The 18,498-nt window shown below is 55.9% G+C and carries 18 protein-coding genes; 2 read left to right on the top strand and 16 right to left on the bottom strand.

Annotated elements, in window-relative coordinates:
* Window positions 1-96: 96 nt before the first annotated feature.
* From gntU to AAHF05_RS01470, 5 genes are all read right to left on the bottom strand, one after another.
* Window positions 97-1,437: a gluconate transporter gene (gene gntU, locus AAHF05_RS01490; RefSeq protein WP_028017943.1), complete on the bottom strand. Its 1,341-nt coding sequence runs from the start codon at window positions 1,435-1,437 to the stop codon at window positions 97-99.
* Window positions 1,438-1,440: 3 nt separating this feature from the next.
* Window positions 1,441-1,968, bottom strand: a complete 528-nt coding sequence (gntK, locus tag AAHF05_RS01485; protein WP_008503362.1) for a gluconokinase — start codon at window positions 1,966-1,968, stop codon at window positions 1,441-1,443.
* 126 nt (window positions 1,969-2,094) lie between these two features.
* On the bottom strand, window positions 2,095-3,090 hold the full coding sequence (gene gntR / locus AAHF05_RS01480; RefSeq protein WP_028017944.1) for a gluconate operon transcriptional repressor GntR: 996 nt from the start codon (window positions 3,088-3,090) through the stop codon (window positions 2,095-2,097).
* A 101-nt stretch (window positions 3,091-3,191) separates the two neighbouring features.
* Entirely contained in the window at window positions 3,192-3,887 is a 696-nt protein-coding gene (locus tag AAHF05_RS01475; protein ID WP_028017945.1) for a pirin family protein, read from the bottom strand.
* Between the two features lie 123 nt (window positions 3,888-4,010).
* A complete protein-coding gene (locus AAHF05_RS01470; RefSeq protein ID WP_129324864.1) occupies window positions 4,011-5,048 on the bottom strand; it encodes an oxidoreductase in 1,038 nt (345 codons plus the stop codon).
* Window positions 5,049-5,304: 256 nt separating this feature from the next.
* Between AAHF05_RS01470 and yhhY the strand changes: the two genes are divergently transcribed.
* Window positions 5,305-5,793 carry an N-acetyltransferase gene (yhhY, locus tag AAHF05_RS01465; protein WP_108089400.1) on the top strand — a complete coding sequence of 163 codons (489 nt, stop codon included), beginning with the start codon at window positions 5,305-5,307 and terminating at the stop codon, window positions 5,791-5,793.
* An 88-nt stretch (window positions 5,794-5,881) separates the two neighbouring features.
* On the opposite strand, the gene ggt is transcribed toward yhhY, so the two are convergent.
* Window positions 5,882-7,627, bottom strand: a complete 1,746-nt coding sequence (gene ggt, locus AAHF05_RS01460) for a gamma-glutamyltransferase (protein WP_206737119.1) — start codon at window positions 7,625-7,627, stop codon at window positions 5,882-5,884.
* A gap of 123 nt (window positions 7,628-7,750) precedes the next feature.
* On the opposite strand from ggt, the gene AAHF05_RS01455 reads away from it, so the two are divergent.
* Window positions 7,751-8,077: a DUF2756 family protein gene (locus AAHF05_RS01455; RefSeq protein WP_129324863.1), complete on the top strand. Its 327-nt coding sequence runs from the start codon at window positions 7,751-7,753 to the stop codon at window positions 8,075-8,077.
* 34 nt (window positions 8,078-8,111) lie between these two features.
* On the opposite strand, the gene ugpQ is transcribed toward AAHF05_RS01455, so the two are convergent.
* From ugpQ to livK, 10 genes are all read right to left on the bottom strand, one after another.
* Window positions 8,112-8,858, bottom strand: a complete 747-nt coding sequence (gene ugpQ, locus AAHF05_RS01450; protein WP_129324862.1) for a glycerophosphodiester phosphodiesterase — start codon at window positions 8,856-8,858, stop codon at window positions 8,112-8,114.
* Complete coding sequence (locus tag AAHF05_RS01445; protein ID WP_028017951.1) at window positions 8,855-9,925, bottom strand: sn-glycerol-3-phosphate import ATP-binding protein UgpC; 1,071 nt, start codon at window positions 9,923-9,925, stop codon at window positions 8,855-8,857. The genes ugpQ and AAHF05_RS01445 overlap by 4 nt, the downstream gene beginning before the upstream one ends.
* Before the next feature lies 1 nt (window position 9,926).
* Entirely contained in the window at window positions 9,927-10,772 is an 846-nt protein-coding gene (gene ugpE / locus AAHF05_RS01440; RefSeq protein WP_114979554.1) for a sn-glycerol-3-phosphate ABC transporter permease UgpE, read from the bottom strand.
* Window positions 10,769-11,656: a sn-glycerol-3-phosphate ABC transporter permease UgpA gene (gene ugpA, locus AAHF05_RS01435; protein WP_129324861.1), complete on the bottom strand. Its 888-nt coding sequence runs from the start codon at window positions 11,654-11,656 to the stop codon at window positions 10,769-10,771. Before ugpA ends, ugpE begins: the two co-directional genes overlap by 4 nt.
* Window positions 11,657-11,758: 102 nt before the next feature.
* Entirely contained in the window at window positions 11,759-13,075 is a 1,317-nt protein-coding gene (gene ugpB, locus AAHF05_RS01430) for a sn-glycerol-3-phosphate ABC transporter substrate-binding protein UgpB (protein ID WP_128348329.1), read from the bottom strand.
* 248 nt (window positions 13,076-13,323) lie between these two features.
* On the bottom strand, window positions 13,324-14,037 hold the full coding sequence (gene livF, locus AAHF05_RS01425; RefSeq protein WP_022651964.1) for a high-affinity branched-chain amino acid ABC transporter ATP-binding protein LivF: 714 nt from the start codon (window positions 14,035-14,037) through the stop codon (window positions 13,324-13,326).
* Between the two features lie 17 nt (window positions 14,038-14,054).
* Window positions 14,055-14,822, bottom strand: a complete 768-nt coding sequence (livG, locus tag AAHF05_RS01420) for a high-affinity branched-chain amino acid ABC transporter ATP-binding protein LivG (RefSeq protein ID WP_008500101.1) — start codon at window positions 14,820-14,822, stop codon at window positions 14,055-14,057.
* Entirely contained in the window at window positions 14,819-16,096 is a 1,278-nt protein-coding gene (livM, locus tag AAHF05_RS01415) for a branched chain amino acid ABC transporter permease LivM (protein ID WP_013099130.1), read from the bottom strand. Before livM ends, livG begins: the two co-directional genes overlap by 4 nt.
* The gene (gene livH / locus AAHF05_RS01410) at window positions 16,093-17,019 is read right to left on the bottom strand and encodes a high-affinity branched-chain amino acid ABC transporter permease LivH (RefSeq protein ID WP_028017954.1); all 927 of its coding nucleotides are present in this window, start codon (window positions 17,017-17,019) and stop codon (window positions 16,093-16,095) included. Before livH ends, livM begins: the two co-directional genes overlap by 4 nt.
* A gap of 46 nt (window positions 17,020-17,065) precedes the next feature.
* On the bottom strand, window positions 17,066-18,175 hold the full coding sequence (livK, locus tag AAHF05_RS01405) for a high-affinity branched-chain amino acid ABC transporter substrate-binding protein LivK (RefSeq protein ID WP_028017955.1): 1,110 nt from the start codon (window positions 18,173-18,175) through the stop codon (window positions 17,066-17,068).
* Window positions 18,176-18,498: the final 323 nt, after the last annotated feature.

The raw sequence follows: 18,498 nt of genomic DNA, 5'->3' as shown, positions 1-18,498 counted from the left end.
TTTCACTCTTCCCGGCCTGTCATTCGCAGAATGATGAAGGCCCGGTAAGCGCTAACGCTACCGGGCCTTATTTTTAGCCTTGCCAAATCACCGCATTTAACTCAGCAGCGTAAAGGCAATCATCCCGACAATTGCGCCTGTCGTACCGAGGATGGTTTCCATCAGCGTCCAGGTTTTCAGCGTCTGCGCCTCGGTGGCACCGGTAAATTTACCGAACAGCCAGAAGCCTGCGTCATTCACGTGAGAAACCACGATAGACCCACCTGCAATACAGATAGACAGCGCAGCCATTTGCGCGCCTGAGTAATGCAGCTGTTCAATCACTGGCATCACCAGACCCACGGCGGTTAAACACGCGACGGTCGCAGAACCCTGAATGATACGCACTGCAGCCGCCAGCACGAAGCAGGTCACGGCTATCGGCAAGCCCATTCCGGTCAGCGCTTCACCCAGAGCGGGACCCACGCCGGAATCCACCAGTACCTGCTTGAACACCCCACCCGCACCGATCACCAGCAGAATAATGCCCGCAGGTTGCAGCGCATGACCGCAGATTTCCATTACTTTGTCTTTCGGCATCCCCTGACGCATCGCCAGGCCATAAATCGCCACCAGACACGCCACCAGGATCGCCGTGAACGGATGGCCAATAAACTCAAACCATTCGTACGCGCTGGAACCTACCGGCACAAAGCGCGCGGCAATGGTTTTCAGCCCAACGAGCACCAGCGGGAGCAGGATCAGTGACAGACTGAAGCCGAAGGATGGCATTTTACCTTCGCCGAGGTGCGGCTCGGTGATGTCATCCGGAATGTGCAGTTCAACGTAACGGCTGATGAAGTTGCCCCACAGCGGACCGGCAATAATCATCCCCGGGATCGCCGCACACAGACCAATCAGGATCATCCAGCCGAAATCAGCGTGCATCTGAGATGCCAGCAGCATCGGCGCTGGCCCGGGCAGCAGGAACGCCGCTGCCGCTGCCACGCCCGCAAACAGTGGGATAACCAGCTTCACGAGGTTAGTCCCGGTGTGACGCGCCATAGAGAACGCCACGCTAATCAGCAACACAACCGCCACTTCAAAGAACAGCGGCAGGGCACAAATCAGACCGGCCAGGCCAATCGCATAATGCGCACGGTTATGTCCGAAGGATTTCAGCATCTTGACGGCTATCTGATCAACAGCGCCTGTCTCATGTAAAATCTTGCCAAACATCGCCCCAAGCGCGACGACAATCGCCAGGAAGCCCAGCGTACCGCCCATCCCTTTTTCCATGGTCGCTGCGATTTTGTCGAGCGGCATCCCGGAAAAGAGACCTGCACCAATAGAAACCACCATCAAAGCAACGAAAGCGTGCATACGCGCCTTCATCACTAAAAACAGCAGCAGCAACACGGAACCCACTGCTGTCAAAACAAGCGTTAATGTACTCAAAACTTACTGCCTTTTATTAATGACCTCGATGGTGCTGGCAACAACACCTTCCAGTGACTGATCGATATCAACCACTAAGACATCTTTCTCATCTTCACCCGGTTCCTGCAGCGCTTCGAACTGCGTCACCAGCATCTGAGTCTTGAAGAAGTGACCTTTGCGCGCCTTCAGACGGCTTTCAATCACCTCAAAATCCCCTTTCAGGTAGATGAAAGAGAGGTTCGGGTTGCCGTCACGCAGCAGGTCACGGTAGGTTTTCTTCAGCGCGGAGCAAACGATAAGGGAAACTTTGTTGGTGCGCTGCATCGCGAACGCGGCGTCATTCAGCGCCTGCAACCACGGTTTGCGGTCGTCGTCGTTCAGCGGCTCGCCGGAGGCCATTTTCATGATATTGCTGCGCGGATGGAGGAAGTCACCATCAAGAAACGCAGCCTGGAGTTGATGCGCCACTTCGCTGGCCACGGCTGATTTCCCGCTACCGGAAACGCCCATCAGGACGTAGACGTGGTGATCATGATTAGTCGTGCTCAAAGGGTGTCCCTCAGTCAATTGTTACGGGTAACAGTTATCGGTAACATTGTCCTGCCGGGGCAAAAGAGAAGCAATATCCAAACGTGCGAGAAGTGAATAAGTGTGAGCTAGCTCAAATTTGTCAGCTCAAATAGATCCACCCGGTGACAAGGTGAAACCTAAATCTAACATTTTAGGGGTAACCGTCTCGCCACGAATGCGCGCCAGCAGGCGTTCTGCGCCAATACGCCCCATACGTTCACGCGGTGTCAGAACGCTCGCCAGACGAGGCTCCATGACCTGGCCGATATCGTGGCCGTGGAAACCGGCAATCGCCATATCACGCGGGATGGAAAGTCCCAGACGCTGACATTCGAACGCTGCACCGACAGCAAGGTCATCGTTGGTACAGAAAATACCGTCCAGTTGCGGATACTCGCGCCGCGCCTGACGCATCAGCTCAATACCCGACGTATAGGAAGAGGACTGCTCCACCATCACGCTATACGGGATTAAGTTCGCGTCGAGCATCGCCTGCTCGTATCCCTTCTGTTTGATGATAGTACGTTCATCAAGACGCGCTCCCAGATAGGCAATGTGACGATGACCGCGCGCGATAATCGCCGCCGTCATCTGACGTGCCGCTTCGAAGTTATCAAAACCCACGGCGATATCGAGGCATGGGGACTGGCTGTCCATCAGCTCCACCACCGGAATGCCCGCCACTTCAATCATCTTCAGCGTGCGCGGCGTGTGGGTACGTTCCGTTAAGATCAGGCCGTCGATGTTCCAGGAAAGCATGGACTCAAGACGTTCCTCTTCCAGCTCCGGCTTGTACCCGTAGTGCGCAAGCATGGTCTGATAACCAAACGCATCGGTCACACTTTCAATTCCGCGCAGCACTTCGGCGAAAACCTGGTTGGTTAAAGAGGGAAGCAGGACGCCCACCGCACGACTGGTCGCATTGGAGAGAATATCGGGTGCGCGGTTAGGGATATAACCCAGTTCATCAAGAGCCGCGGCAATCTTGCCACGCAGCGCCACGGAAACCTGCTCCGGGTTACGTAAAAAGCGGCTGACCGTCATTTTGGTCACACCAACGCGGTCGGCGACATCCTGAAGTACGGGGCGTTTCTTTTTCATCGTCCTGAGAAATCTTGAAGTGAGAGATTTGCTCAGTTTATCACGGACAAAGCCCAACCTTCCCCTGTCAGAGGGAAGGTTGGGCATTTATTTATGATTTATTACACCGGAGGCAGGTCAAACAGCAGAATTTCACTTTCGCTGTCAGCGTGTACGGAGATCGCCTGCTCGTCCCAGATGGCCAGGCCATCAGCCGTTGTTGCTTTAGTACCGTTGATGGTGACTTCACCTTTCACCACCTGGATCCAGATGCGGCGGTTAGCCGCAATCTGATGAACAGACTGTTCGTCTTTCGCCAGCGCCCAGCGATACAGTTCCATATCCTGATGCACTTTCAGGGAACCTTCACGCGCGTCCGGGGACAGCACCAGCTGTTTACCCTGTTTCGCGTCGAAGCGGCGCTGCTCATAGCGTGGCGTGATGCCGGTTTCTTCTGGAATAATCCAGATTTGATACAGGTGCAGTTTTTCCGTTTTGCTCGGGTTATACTCAGAGTGACGCACCCCGGTACCCGCGCTCATAATCTGGAATTCGCCCGCAGGAACCTGCTCTTTGTTGCCCATGCTGTCCTGGTGTTCAACCGCGCCTTCCAGCACATAGGTCAGAATTTCCATGTCTTTGTGCGGGTGAGTGCCGAAGCCCTGTCCTGCATCAATCACGTCGTCGTTAATCACGCGCAGTGCGGAGAAGCCCATGAAGTTCGGGTCGTAGTAGTCGGCAAACGAGAATGAATGCCATGAGTCCAGCCAGCCATGATTCGCGTGACCACGTTCGTTTGCTTTGCGTAAGTAGATCATTGTTTTCACCCTCAGTTCGTTTCGATGGAGTAAGTGTGGACGCAAATGGCCTGGGATCATAGAGGGTGAAAATTGACTCCTCTGTTCAAAAATTATGAACAAGCGCAGAGGAGCCATTTTTGCTTATTTCGCGAGGGTTACCGTGGCAGGAGAAGCCTGTTCAAAGGCCCGTTCAAGGATTTCAAGGTTAGTCAGAACGTCAGATTCCTTGACGTAATTCGCCGCACCGCTATGGATAGTCGCAAACAGTGCATCGTACACGCGGCCATAATCACCCACCTCGGGCTTCAGCTCTTCTCTGGCCGTCGTGCCATCCGCCTTCACATATTCCAGCACGCCAACCGAATCATCCGCCGCAAAGCCCGGTTCACCTGGCATGATATTGGCCTTCAGGCTGGTCTCCTGCTGGTCAATACCGTATTTGATAAACGAGCCTTTCGTACCGTGAACGATAAATTTCGGATAGTCGATTTTCACCAGATGGCTGGTTTTGACAATGGCTTTCAGGTCGCCGTAGAACAGCTGCGCTTCAAACGTGTCGTCCGGGTTGGCTTTGTTACGCAAGCTGCGGATGTCATATGCCACGTGGTCCGGACGGCCAAACAGGGAGATGACCTGATCCATGGTGTGTACACCCAGCCCATAGAACGCGCCATCCTGCGGCAGACCAGGTTGGGTTTCTGCCACCGGGCGATAGTAGTCAAAATGACTTTCAATCTCGACGATGTCACCGAGCTTACCGCTCTCAATCGCTTTTTTCGCCGTCAGGAAACAGCTGTCAAAGCGACGGTTTTGATATGGCGTAACGGTCAGCCCTTTGCTTTTCGCCAGTGCGAACAACGCCTTCGCTTCGGCGATGGTCGGTGTGAACGGCTTCTCCACCAGCACGTTTTTGCCTGCTTCCAGGGCGCGTTTCGCGTAGTCAAAATGGCTGTCAGCATGAGTACAGACAACAACCAGTTTCACCTGCGGATCGTTAAGGACGTCGTCCAGATCGCTGGTGAAATGGATGTGGGAATACTGCGGAGACTGCTCCTCTGGCTTCGCGCGGCGGCGGTAGATATGGGCCACATGCCAGGAATCTTTACGGTGAAGGACATACGGAAGGTGATAGCGGGTCGTACTTTTACCAAATCCAATAAATGCGCAATGTAGTGTCATGGCTCAGTCCTTTTGGAAGGTTACTGAGATCTACCATAACAAAAAAAAAGCCAGCTAAAAGCTGGCTAAAGTAATACTGGAAGCAATGTGAGCAATGTCGTGCTTTCAGGTTCCCGTAGCGGTCTTCCTGAATGCAGGACAATAATAATCATTCTCATTCGCAGTTGTCCAATACTTTTTTGCAAAAAATAGCGGTTGACTCAAATTTTAAAGTCACTGATGTTAAAGAGGACATTAACCCACAGAGGACGAAGGAATGAGTGAGATAGTGATACGCCACGCTGAACCGAAAGATTATGACGCCATTCGTCAGATTCACGCCCAGCCGGAGGTGTACCACAACACGCTACAAGTCCCTCATCCTTCTATGGAAATGTGGCAGATGCGGCTAAGCGATCAGCCCGGGATTAAGCAGTTAGTTGCCTGCATTGATGATATCGTCGTCGGGCATCTCACGATTGATGTCGCACAGCGGCCGCGCCGCAGCCACGTCGCTGATTTCGGTATTTGTGTAGGGGCGCAGTGGCACAACCGCGGCGTTGCCAGCACGCTGCTTCGCACCATGATTGATATGTGCGACAACTGGCTGCGGGTTGATCGTATTGAGCTGACGGTGTTTGTCGACAACGAACCGGCCATTGCGGTCTACAAGAAGCACGGATTTGAAATTGAAGGCACCGGCAAACGTTACGGTCTGCGCAACGGTGAGTATGTCGATGCGTATTATATGGCGAGAATGAAGTAGTGTGTTGCCGGGTGGCGGCTTCGCCTTACCCGGCCTACGTTCGTGCAGTTGTAGGCCCGGTAAGGCGAAGCCGCCACCGGGCAATACGTTAATACCCCGCCGTTAAATCATCCACCGAACGCGGGTCCGATGCCCCAAACAGTGCGCCATCCGGCCCGACCATAATGCTCTGGGTGCTCCCCATCGCCTCTTTCACCGCCACCTTCTGTCCGCGCTGCTCCAGCAGTTTGATCGTATCCGGGCTAAAGCCCTTCTCGACACGCAGCTCATCCGGCAGCCACTGATGGTGGAAACGCGGGGCATTGGTCGCTTCGGCAACGTTCATCCCAAAGTCGATACTGTTCACGACCATTTGCAGCACAGTCGTGATAATGCGGCTACCACCAGGACTACCGGTCACCAGCCAGGTTTTACCGTCTTTCACCACGATGGTAGGCGACATGGACGACAATGGACGCTTCTTCGGCCCCACCGCATTCGCATCACCACCGACCAGCCCGTAGACGTTCGGCACGCCCGGTTTGGCAGAGAAATCATCCATCTCGTTATTCAGCAGAATGCCGCTATTGCCCGCCACAATCCCGGTGCCGAAGGTGGTATTCAGCGTATAGGTCACCGCCACCGCGTTACCGTCTTTATCCACCACCGAGAAATGGGTGGTCTGGTTGCTTTCGTACGGTGCCAGCTTGCCGGGGCGGATCTCACTCGACGGCTTAGCCTTGTTGATGTCGATCTGTTCTGCAATCGATTTGGCATAAGCCTTATTGGTCAGCGCCTGCCACGGCACCTTCACGAAGTCCGGATCGCCGAGATATTCCGAACGGTCAGCGTAGGCATGCTTTTCCGCCTCGGCCATCACCTGCATAGCATCGGCACTGCCGAAGCCGAATTTGTGCATATCGAAGTTTTCAAGAATGTTGAGGATCTGCACGATGTGAATGCCACCAGAGGACGGCGGTGGCATGGAGAAGACTTCGTAGCCGCGATAGGTTCCACTGATCGGCGCACGCTCCACCGCCTTGTATTCTGCCAGATCCGCTTTGGTGATGAGCCCGCCGTTCTTTTGCATCTCTTCAGCAATCTGGTCTGCAATCGCGCCTTTGTAGAAGGCGTCCGGGCCGTGCTCCGCAATCAGCTCCAGGCTTTTGGCAAGGTTCTTCTGCACCAGCTTATCGCCCTTCTTCAGCGGCTCACCGTCTTTCCAGAAGATCGCCTTGCTGTTTTCATGGTTCGGAATGACTTCACTACCGTAGGTTTTGAGATCGTCGGCCAGGGCGTCATTCACAATAAAGCCATCCCGCGCCAGCTTGATGGCAGGCTGCACGACTTTGTTCAGCGGCAGAGTGCCGTATTTTTCCAGCGCCAGCGAGAAACCCGCCACAGTGCCCGGCGTGCCGGACGCGAGATGCGAGGTCAGCGATTTTTTGCTGTCCGGATTGCCCTGATCGTCAAGGAACATATCGCGGGAAGCCTTGCCGGGAGCCATTTCACGGAAGTCGATAGCCGTGGTTTTCCCGTCTTTGGTGCGCAGCATCATAAACCCCCCGCCCCCCAGGTTACCCGCCTGCGGATGCGTCACCGCCAGCGCGTACCCGACGGCAACAGCCGCATCCACCGCGTTACCGCCCTGCTTGAGAATATCGACGCCCACTTTTGTTGCCAGCGCATCCACCGAAGCCACCATGCCATGTGTCGCCCGCACGGGATGGAAAACATCTTCCTCTACGCCGTAAGAGACTGGCGGTGCCGCTGGCGGGTTGGCCGCCACGCTAAATGTGCCGCCTGCCATCAGCGCGGCGATCGCTACCCAGCGTAAAAATGTTGGTTTCATCATTATTGTTCTCCAGGTGAAGGGATCCATATTCCCCGCTTAAGCCTGGTTCACAACTCCTAAAAAATCATCGTCATGGTGAAATCAGGGTAAACTTAAGAGAGGCCTCAAAAGGAGGAAATGACAATGAAACGCTTACTGATTCTTACCGCGCTGTTACCGTTTACCGCGCTCGCACAGCCACTGAATACCATGAACAATCCGAACCAGCAGGGTTATGTCATTCCGAGCCAGCAGCGTATGCAGACGGAGATGATGAGCCAGCAGCAGCAGCAAAAAGGGATGCTTAACCAGCAGTTGAAAACGCAGACCCAGATGCAACAGCAAAACCTGCAAAATCAGATGAACGCCAACACTCAGCGCGTGCAGCAGGGTCAGGTGCGGGAACAGCCGCTGCCCAACCATAACGGTGGCATGTTAGGCAACGGAACAATGCAGAGCAGCGGCCAGTAGCACATGCTGCCGCCGCAGTCGAATGGCAGTATGCTTAATCCGCAGAACTAAAGTCTGGGCCGATCAGGTCGATTGCATCGGTACAGATGCTGTCCACGCCCCAGCGCAGCAGTTCGGCTGCACGCTGGGGTTTATTGACGGTGTAGACCAGAATATGCAGACCCGCGTCTTTCAACATTTTCACACGCGCCTCATCCAGCAGCTTGTGATTGAGATGGATAGAGACACACGCTAAGCGCTTCGTCAGCTCGCGCCAGTCCTCGCGCCACTCGTCCAGCAGCAGCCCACGCGGCAACTCGGGCACGGCCGCCTGCGCCGCTTCCAGGGCGTCAATTTCAAACGACGAAAGCAACGGCGCGGTCATCCCTTCCCACAGTTCGCGTGCGGCCAGGGCAATCACCTTTCCCGTTAGCGGCCCGGTGCCGGTTGTCGGTTTGATCTCAATGTTGGCCATCATCCCGTGCTGACGGCAGCGGTCCGCCACTTCCGCCAGCAGCGGCAGCGGCTCGCCTTTGAATTCACCGCTGTACCAGCTTCCGGCATCCACTTTCAGCAGATCGCGCCACGGCAATTCACCCGCCACACCCCAGCCGTTGCTGGTGCGTTCGAGGTTATCGTCATGCAGCAGGAAAATTTCGCCGTCTTTCGACAGCTTGGCGTCGAACTCGATCATCGTGTGGCCGTAACGCGCGCCAACATCAATTGCCGCCAGGGTGTTTTCCGGCGCCAGTTTACCGCCGCCACGGTGGGCGACGATGTGGGGATAAGGCCAGTTGCTCATACTCGTTGTCCTGTTTCACCGTCAAATAAGTGCAGGTGATTTTCCGGCAGATGCAGCCACAACGTGCTGCCGGCTTTAGGGCGTTCCTGATGTGCCAGACGCACCACCATTTTTTGCTCGCCCCAACGTCCGTGCGCCAGGTTATCAGCCCCCAGCATCTCCAGCGTATCCATCACCAGCGGTACGCCGCCTTCCGCCTGAGAGGTTAAACCAATATGCTCCGGGCGGATACCGAGCGTCATTTTACGCCCGGCGTAGCCACGATAGTACCAGTTGATTGGCAATGCCATCCCGCTTTCCAGCTCAAAATGGGTTCCCGCGCTGCTGATACGCCCTTCCAGCAGGTTCATTGCCGGGCTGCCGATAAAGCTCGCCACAAAGCGGGTGGCCGGTTTTTCATACACTTCAACCGGGGTGCCGATCTGCTCAGCTATCCCCTTGTTCATCACCATCACGCGCTGGGCGAGCGTCATCGCTTCGACCTGATCGTGGGTCACGTACAAAGAGGTGGTTTTCAGGCGGCGATGCAGCTGCTGTAGCTCCAGGCGCATCTGCACGCGCAGCTTGGCGTCGAGGTTGGAGAGCGGTTCATCAAACAGGAACACCGCCGGGTCACGCACAATCGCGCGCCCCATCGCCACACGCTGACGTTGACCGCCGGAAAGCTCACGCGGTCGGCGCTTCAGCAGGCCATCCAGCTCCAGAATGCGGGCCGCTTCTCTCACGCGCTCCTCGATATGCCCTTTGCCCATCCCGCGGATTTTCAGCCCCCAGGCCATGTTCTCTTCCACACTCATGTGCGGATAGAGCGCGTAGTTCTGGAACACCATCGCGATACCTCTGTCTTTCGGCTCCATTTCGGTGACGCGCTGACGGTCAATCCAGATATCCCCGGAGGTCACGCGCTCAAGCCCCGCCACCATGCGCAACAAGGTTGATTTACCGCAGCCGGACGGCCCGACCATCACGATAAATTCGCCGTCCGCCACGTCGAGCGTTAACGGCTGAATAACCTGGGTTTTGCCATCCCAGCTTTTAGTCACTGCCTGAAGTTTTAAACCTGCCATCTTATTTCTCACTGTCCACTAAACCACGCACAAACGCACGCTGCATGGCTAAAACGATAACGACCGGGGGGATAAGGGTGAGCAGCATCGCCGCCATCACCTGGTTCCAGAGGGTGGTGCCTTCACCAGTGGCGATCATGCCTTTGATGCCCGCCACGGCAGTGCCGAGGTTGACGTCCTGAATAATCAGCAGCGGCCACAGGTACTGGTTCCAGCCGTAAATAAAGGTGATCACAAACAGAGCCGCGAGGTTGGTTTTCGACAGCGGCAGCACGATGTCGCGGAAGAAGCGCATCGGTGAAGCGCCGTCGATACGCGCGGCTTCAATCAGCTCGTCCGGCAGGGTCATAAAGAACTGGCGGAACAGGAAGGTGGCGGTCGCCGAGGCCATCAACGGCAGGGTTAAGCCCGCGTAGCTGTCGAGCATCTTCAGGTTGGCGATGACCTCCACCGTCGGGAAGATACGCACCTCCACCGGCAACATCAGGGTGATGAAGATCATCCAGAAGAACAGGTTGCGCAGCGGAAAGCGGAACCAGACGATGGCAAAGGCCGAGAGCATCGACACCGTAATTTTGCCCACCGTGATACCGAACGCCATGATGAAGCTGTTGAGCATCATCAACCAGAACGGCGCGCTGTTAACGCCCACGCCCTGCGTCCAGATGGTCGACATATTCTCGAAAAGATGACCGCCCGGGATCAGCGTCATCGGCGTATCAAACACCGCTTTGGTGTCCAGCGTGGCGGCGACAAAGGCCACGTACAGCGGGAACAGGATGACAATAATCCCTAAAATCAGCATGGTATGGCTGAAAATCGTCAGCCCGCGACGGTTCTCAATCATTGGTAGCGCACCTTACTTTCGACATAACGGAACTGCACCACCGTGAGGATGATGACAAGGAACATCAGCACGACGGATTGCGCTGCGGAGGCTGAAAGATCCAGGCCAGCAAAACCTTCGCGGTAGATCTTATAGATAAGCGTCGTTGTCGCCTGCACCGGGCCGCCTGCGGTCGCTGCGTCGATCACCGGGAAGGTATCGAAGAAGGCGTACACGAGGTTAACCACCAGCAGGAAGAAACTCACCGGGGCGATCAGCGGTAGCGACAGCCTGAAGAAACGACGAATCGGCCCTGCGCCGTCAATTGCCGCGGCTTCCACCAGCGAGCGCGGAATGGACTGCAGCGCGGCAAAGAAGAACAGGAAGTTATAGCTGATCTGCTTCCACACGGAGGCGAACACCACCAGGAACATCGCCTGGCCGCTGTTCTGCGCGTGGTTCCAGTCGTAGCCGAATTCTGCCAGGAAGTGGGTAATCAGCCCGCGGCCAGGGTTAAACAGGAAGATCCACAGCACGGCAGCAACGGCGGGCGCTACGGCGTAAGGCAGCAGCATCAGCGTTTGATACAGACGGCTGCCGCGCACCACGTAATCCACCAGCGCGGCGAAAAACAGCGAGGCAACAAGGCCGCTGACGGTGACCAGCGCGCTGAACTTCATCGTCGTCCAGAAGGATTCCAGGTAGTAGCTGTCATGGAACAGCGCGGTGAAGTTGTCCAGGCCAACAAACTGGCTGGAAAGCCCGAACGGATCGACGCTTTGCACCGAGTACCACAGCGCTTCGCCCGCAGGCCAGATAAAGAAGATAACGGTGATGACCAGCTGTGGCGCGACCAGCAGATAGGGCAGCCAGCGGGATCGGAACACCGGACGGGATGATGACATTGAGATTTGGTTCCTGAACAATGCCGGGTGGCGGCTACGCCTTACCCGGCCTACATGGGGCACGTCGTAGGCCCGGTAAGCGCAGCGCCACCGGGCATTTTTTTACGATTTGGTCGACTGCTCAAAGCGGCGCAGCAGCTGATTTCCGCGCTCTACCGCTGAATCCAGCGCCTGTTGTGGCGTTTTCTTCCCGGTCCACACGCTTTCCAGCTCTTCATCGACGATGGTGCGGATCTGCGGCATATTGCCCAGACGCAGACCTTTGGTGAACGGCAACGGCGGCTTGTTCAGCATCTGGCGCGTCGCGATGTCCGCGCCCGGGTTCTTGCTGTAGAAGCCCTGCTCGCGGGTCAGGTCATAGGCGGCTTTGGTGATTGGCAGGTAGCCGGTTTTCTGGTGCCATTCGGCGGCATTTTCTGGTTTTGCCAGGAAGTCGAGGAATTCGGCTACGCCTTTGTAGGTCCCTTTGTCTTTGCCCTGCATCACCCACAGGCTTGCCCCGCCGATGATGGCGTTCTGCGGCGCGCCTTTCACGTCAGCGTCGTAAGGCATCATGCCCACGCCGTAGTTGAATTTGGCGTAATGACGGATGTCTGCCAGCGAGCCGGAAGAAGCGGTAGTAATAGCGCAATCGCCGTTGTAGAACTTCTCGGTGGATTCGTCTTTACGGCCGAAGTAGCTGAAATCGCCCTTCTTGTTGAGTTCTTCCAGCAGCGCAATGTGTTTCACCTGTTCTGGCTTATTGAACTCCAGGACCGCGTCAGTGCCGTCGAAACCGTTGTTTTTGGTCGCCACCGGCAGGCCATGCCAGGCGCTGAAGTTTTCAATCTGGATCCAGCCCTGCCAGCCGCTCGCATAACCGCACTTCATCCCTGCCGCTTTCAGCTTCGCGGTGTACTCCGCCAGATCCTGCCAGGTTTTTGGCGGCTGCTCTGGATCTAAACCGGCTTTTTTGAAGGCGTCTTTGTTGTAGTACAGCACAGGGGTGGAGCTGTTAAACGGCTGGGACAGCAGGTGGCCAGTTTTGGAATCGGTGTAGTAACCGGAAACGGTCGGTACGAACTGGGATTCGTCGAAGTTGATACCCGCGTCTTTAAAGACTTCGTACACCGGTTTGATGGCTTTAGAGGCCATCATGGTGGCGGTACCCACTTCATAAACCTGTAACAGCGCAGGCGCGTTGCCGGTACGGAAAGCAGCGATACCTGCGCTCAGGCTCTGCTCGTAGTTACCTTTATACACCGGCACAATTTTGTAATCCGGATGGGTGTCGTTGAAACGCTGCGCCAGGGAGTCAACTTCTTTACCCAACTCCCCTTCCATGGAATGCCAGAACGGAATGGTGGTGACAGCCATTGCGTTCGTGGCAAAAGCCAGACCAATTGCCAGACCCAAAGCTGTGTGTCGTAACGATGTCATTGTCATCTCTCTTATTGTGCCGGATGCGCGATATCACGCGTTTTATGCTCGCGAGGTAACATGACATGCTCGAATGACAGAAAAATAACTGTTTGTTTACAGATAAGTGACAGCCAGGCGTCAGGGGGATGATGGTTGTGTGAAGGGGGTTGGGGGTGAAAAAAAGCCGGGTGGCGGCTACGCCTTACCCGGCCTACTCGATCCTGTAGGCCCGGTAAGCGTAAGCGCCACCGGGCGATGAAGACGGCTCAGCCGCCTAAATAAGCGCTCCGCACCGCCTCGTTCGCGAGCAGCGCGTCTCCGGTATCAGAGAGCACCACGCGGCCGTTCTCCAGCACGTAGCCACGGTCAGCGAGCTTCAGCGCCTGGTTAGCATTCTGCTCAACGAGGAAGATGGTCATTCCCTCTTTACGCAACTGTTCGATAGTGTCGAAAATCTGCTGGATGATGATTGGCGCAAGCCCCAACGACGGTTCATCGAGCAGCAACAATCGCGGCTGGCTCATCAGCGCACGGCCAATCGCCAGCATCTGCTGTTCACCACCGGACATAGTGCCCGCACGCTGAATACGGCGTTCCCACAGGCGCGGGAAGAGTTCATACACCCACTTGATACGGGTCTGGTATTCATCGCGGTGGGCAAAGAAGCCGCCCATCGCCAGGTTCTCTTCCACCGTCATACGCGAAAACACGCGGCGCCCTTCCGGCACAATCGCCACGGCTTCACGCATGATTCTGGCGGTCTGCCAGTCGGTAATGTCTTTGCCATCAAACACAATTCGCCCGCTGGTCGCGCGCGGGTCACCGCACAGGGTGCCGAGCAGTGTGGTTTTGCCCGCGCCGTTGGCCCCAATCAGGGTGACGATTTCACCCTGATTGATATGAAGGCTGACATCGTGCAGCGCCTGAATCTTGCCGTAGTGCGCATTGACCTTGTCGAACGTTAACATCGCTTTTTCCATCTTATGGCTCGCCCCCATTATGCTTCGCCTAAATAGGCGCGGATCACGTCCGGATTGTTGCGGATCTCTTCCGGCGTGCCGTTTGCCAGCGGCGTGCCCTGGTTTACCACGTAGATACGGTCAGAAATGCCCATCACCAGCTTCATATCGTGCTCAATCAGCAGGATGGTGGTGTCGTGATGATCGCGCAGCTCGGCAATCAGCTCGTCCAGCTCTTTGGTCTCTTTCGGGTTGAGGCCAGCAGCAGGCTCGTCGAGCATCAGGATTTCCGGCTGCGTCACCATGCAACGCACAATCTCCAGACGGCGTTGGTCGCCGTAAGCCAGGTTGCTAGCCTGACGGTTAGCGTGCTGCAACAGACCGATGCGGTCGAGCCAGGTGGCAGCGCGATCCAGCGCTTCATCCTGTGCGCGACGGAAGGCCGGGGTTTTCAGCAGGCCGGAGAAAAGCCCGGTTTTCAGCTGCTGATGTTGCGCCACCAGCAGGTTCTCAATGACCGTCATCTCGCGGAACAGACGCACGTGCTGGAAAGTACGCACCACGCCCATACGGGCGATCTGTTGCCCGGGCAGGCCTTCAAGGTGCTGGTCGCGCAGCATAATGGTGCCGCCCGTCGGCTTGTAGAAACCGGTCAAACAGTTGAAGACCGTGGTTTTCCCCGCGCCGTTCGGGCCAATCAGGGAGACGATCTCTTTCTTGTGCAGATCCAGATTCACGTTGTTGACCGCCAGAAGGCCGCCAAAACGCATCATCAGACCGTTAACGGATAATAATGGCTGACTCATGCCTGCTCTCCTTTCGCTTGCCCGTTCTTCAGCTTCAGCTGTGGACGGGTCATCGGCAGCAAGCCCTGCGGACGCCAGATCATCATCAGCACCATCAAACCACCCAGCATCAGCATGCTGTATTCGTTAAAGTCGCGCATCAGCTCACGTGAGACCACCAGCAGGATGGCCGCCAGGATAACGGCGAACTGCGAACCCATCCCGCCGAGCACCACAATCGCCAGCACAAAGGCAGATTCGGCAAAGGTGAAGGATTCCGGGCTGACAAAGCCCTGGCGCGCGGCAAACAGCGTCCCGGCAAAACCGGCAAACGCGGCGCTGATGGTGAACGCTGTCAGCTTGATGCGGGTCGGGTTCAGGCCCAGGGAGCGGCAGGCGATCTCATCTTCACGCAGTGCTTCCCACGCGCGGCCCAGCGGCATGCGCAGCAGACGGTTGATCACGAACAGGGTAATCACCACCAGCAGCAGCGCCACCAGGTAGAGCCAGATGACACGGTCAGACGGGTCGTATTTCACGCCAAAGAAGTTGCTGAAGGTATCCCAGCCGCCTTCACGAGCGGTACGGCTGAATTCCAGACCGAAGAAGGTCGGTTTCGGGATCTGGCTGATACCGTTCGGGCCACCGGTCACTTCGGTGTTGTTGAGCAGCAGGATACGGACGATTTCACCAAAGCCTAAGGTCACAATCGCCAGGTAGTCACCGCGCAAGCGCAGCACCGGGAAGCCCAGCAGGAAGCCCGCAGCAGCAGAAACCAACCCTGCCAGCGGCAGACACGTCCAGAAGCCGAGGCCGTAATAGTGGTTCAGCAGCGCGAAGGTGTAAGCACCGATGGCGTAGAAGCCACCGTAGCCCAGCACCAGCAGGCCAGACAAACCCACTACCACGTTCAGACCGAGACCGAGGATCACGTAGATCATGGTCAGAGTGGCAATATCTACCGTCCCGCGCGACACCACGAACGGCCACGCCACCGCCGCCACCAGCAGGGCGACGAGGAACAGCTTCTGTTTAACAGTTGAACCATCAATCGCAGGCAGCACGAATTTCGGGCCAGAAACGCCTTTCAGCGTCTTCTGGAACAGCGGACGCAGCAGCTGGAACAGGAACACCACGGCAGTGCCGATAAACACCCACTGCCAGCGGATGTCTGCTGCGGTGTCCACCACCAGCTTAGTACCGTTCAGCTCTAACTGAACGCCCATAAAGACGCCCGCCAGCACGAAGAACATGGCGGCAGAGAGCAGCGCCATTGCAAAATGCATCGGTTTCATACTTTCTCTACCTCCGGACGACCCAGAATACCGGTAGGCATTACCAGCAGAACCAGAATCAGCAGGGCAAACGACACCACATCTTTATATTCCGTACTCAGATACGCCGAGGAGAGCGCTTCCGCCACGCCGAGGATAAGACCGCCAATCATCGCGCCCGGAATGCTGCCGATACCGCCCAGCACCGCTGCGGTGAAGGCTTTCATCCCGGCCATAAAGCCGATGTACGGGTTAATCACACCGTAGAACTGACCGAGCAGCACACCTGCGACGGCAGCCATTGCCGCACCAATCACGAAGGTAAGTGCAATCACACGGTCCGTGTTAATGCCAAGCAGGCTCGCCATCTTCAGGTCTTCCGCGCAGGCGCGACAGGCGCGCCCCATGCGGGAATAACGAATGAACAAGGTCAGCGCCAGCATCGCAATGAAGGTCACGATCCAGATAACCAACTGCATGGTGGTAATAGACGCAGAGAAGTTATCACTCGCCCCGACAACCCACTGGCCATTAAACAAGCTTGGCAGCGCCACGTCGCGCGAGCCTTCGGTCAGGCTGACGTAGTTTTGCAGGAAGATTGACATACCGATGGCGGAGATCAGGGCAATCAGGCGCTTGGAGCTGCGCACTGGCCGGTAGGCCACGCGTTCGATGCTCCAGCCGTAGGCACTGGCAATCACGATCGCGCCGACAAACCCGGCAGCGACCAGCAGCCAGCTGCTGTCGATACCCATCATCATCAGCGCGGCGATGATCATAAAGGAGACATAACTACCGATCATGTACACCTCGCCGTGGGCGAAGTTAATCATGCCGATAATACCGTAAACCATCGTATAGCCGATGGCGATCAGCGCGTAGGTGCTTCCCAGCGTGACGCCGTTAAACATCTGCTGCAGGAAATAGAGAAACTGCTCGGACATATGCAAACCTTTTTATACCCGCCCGTCAGTCCGGGCGGTGGGATAATTATTTGGCGGCCGAGGATGAACCGTCGGCGTGCCACTTAAAGACACCAAACTCAAATCCCTTCAGATCGCCTTTCTCATCCCAGTTCAGCGGCCCAATCACGGTGTTCGCCCCGTGTGCTTTTAAATCTTTCACCAGATCCAGCGGTTCTTTGCTGCCGGAGCGATCCAGTGCGGTTGCCAGAGACTGCACAGCCGCGTAGGTGATCCAGACGTATGGACCACTCGGATCCTTCTTCTGCGCCTTGAGCGCATCAACGATAGCCTTGTTGGCCGGATCCTGGTCATAGCGTTTTGGCATCGTAACCAGCATGCCTTCGGCGGCATCACCCGCGATGTTTGACAGGGAGGCGTTACCCACGCCTTCCGGCCCCATAAACTGGGTTTTCAGCCCTACTGACCGCGCCTGGCGCAGCATCTGGCCCATTTCCGGGTAGTAGCCGCCGTAATAAACGAAATCAATATTCTCTTTTTGCAGACGGGCGATCAGCGCGGAGAAATCTTTCTCACCGGCGGTAATTCCATCGAAGAAGACGACATTCGCGCCGCCTTTTTTCAGGCCGTCCTGAACGGAACGCGCCAGGCCTTCGCCGTACTGCTGTTTGTCATGAATAATGGCAATGCGCTGCGGCTTAACGGTGTCGAGGATGTATTTGGCGGCGGTTGGGCCCTGAGAGGAGTCCAGACCCGCGGTACGCATAATGTGCTGATAGCCGCGTTGGGTCAGCTCCGGGTTGGTCGCACCTGGGGTGATCATCAGAATGCCTTCGTCTTCGTAGATATCAGACGCCGGCTGGGTAGAGGATGAGCACAGGTGGCCGATCACATACTGAATACCGTCGTTGACGATTTTGTTGGCGACCGCAACGGCCTGTTTAGGATCGCAGGCATCGTCATATTCCACACCAACCAGTTTGTCGCCTTTGATGCCGCCTTTGGCGTTGATGTCTTTGATGGCCTGGCGCGCACCGTTGAACTCCATATCCCCCCACTGGGCAACAGGACCGGACATCGCACCGACTACAGCAACTTTAATCTCTTCCGCCATGGCCGCATGCGAAATCGACAATGCAACCATCCCCGCGAGTAACGTTTTCGCGTTCCTTCTCATCTCTGAATCCCCATTCGTGATGTCGTGTTTATATTTTGTTTTATTCTGGTTAAAAAGCATTCTGTACTTTTAATGCACAACGCTATTTTTACCAGTGCCTTTAATGGTTTAGCGCAGGTTTTTGTCAAAAACCAGACTAAAATCTCTATTTTTCAGGCTATTAAGCAAAGATAATATTCTGAAATCAGGCAGAGATAAACAAATAAAAGTGCAGTTTGCAGCATAAAATAACGGTACAAAGCGCCGAATAAATCACTACCATTCAGGTTAAAATTCTGCTTATTTTTCGATCCATGTGTTTTCAAACTGCCCATCGCGCTGCC

This window comes from Enterobacter adelaidei (assembly GCF_041937165.1).
Taxonomy (GTDB): Bacteria; Pseudomonadota; Gammaproteobacteria; order Enterobacterales; family Enterobacteriaceae; genus Enterobacter; species Enterobacter adelaidei.
This window is presented reverse-complemented; position numbering and strand designations above follow the sequence as displayed.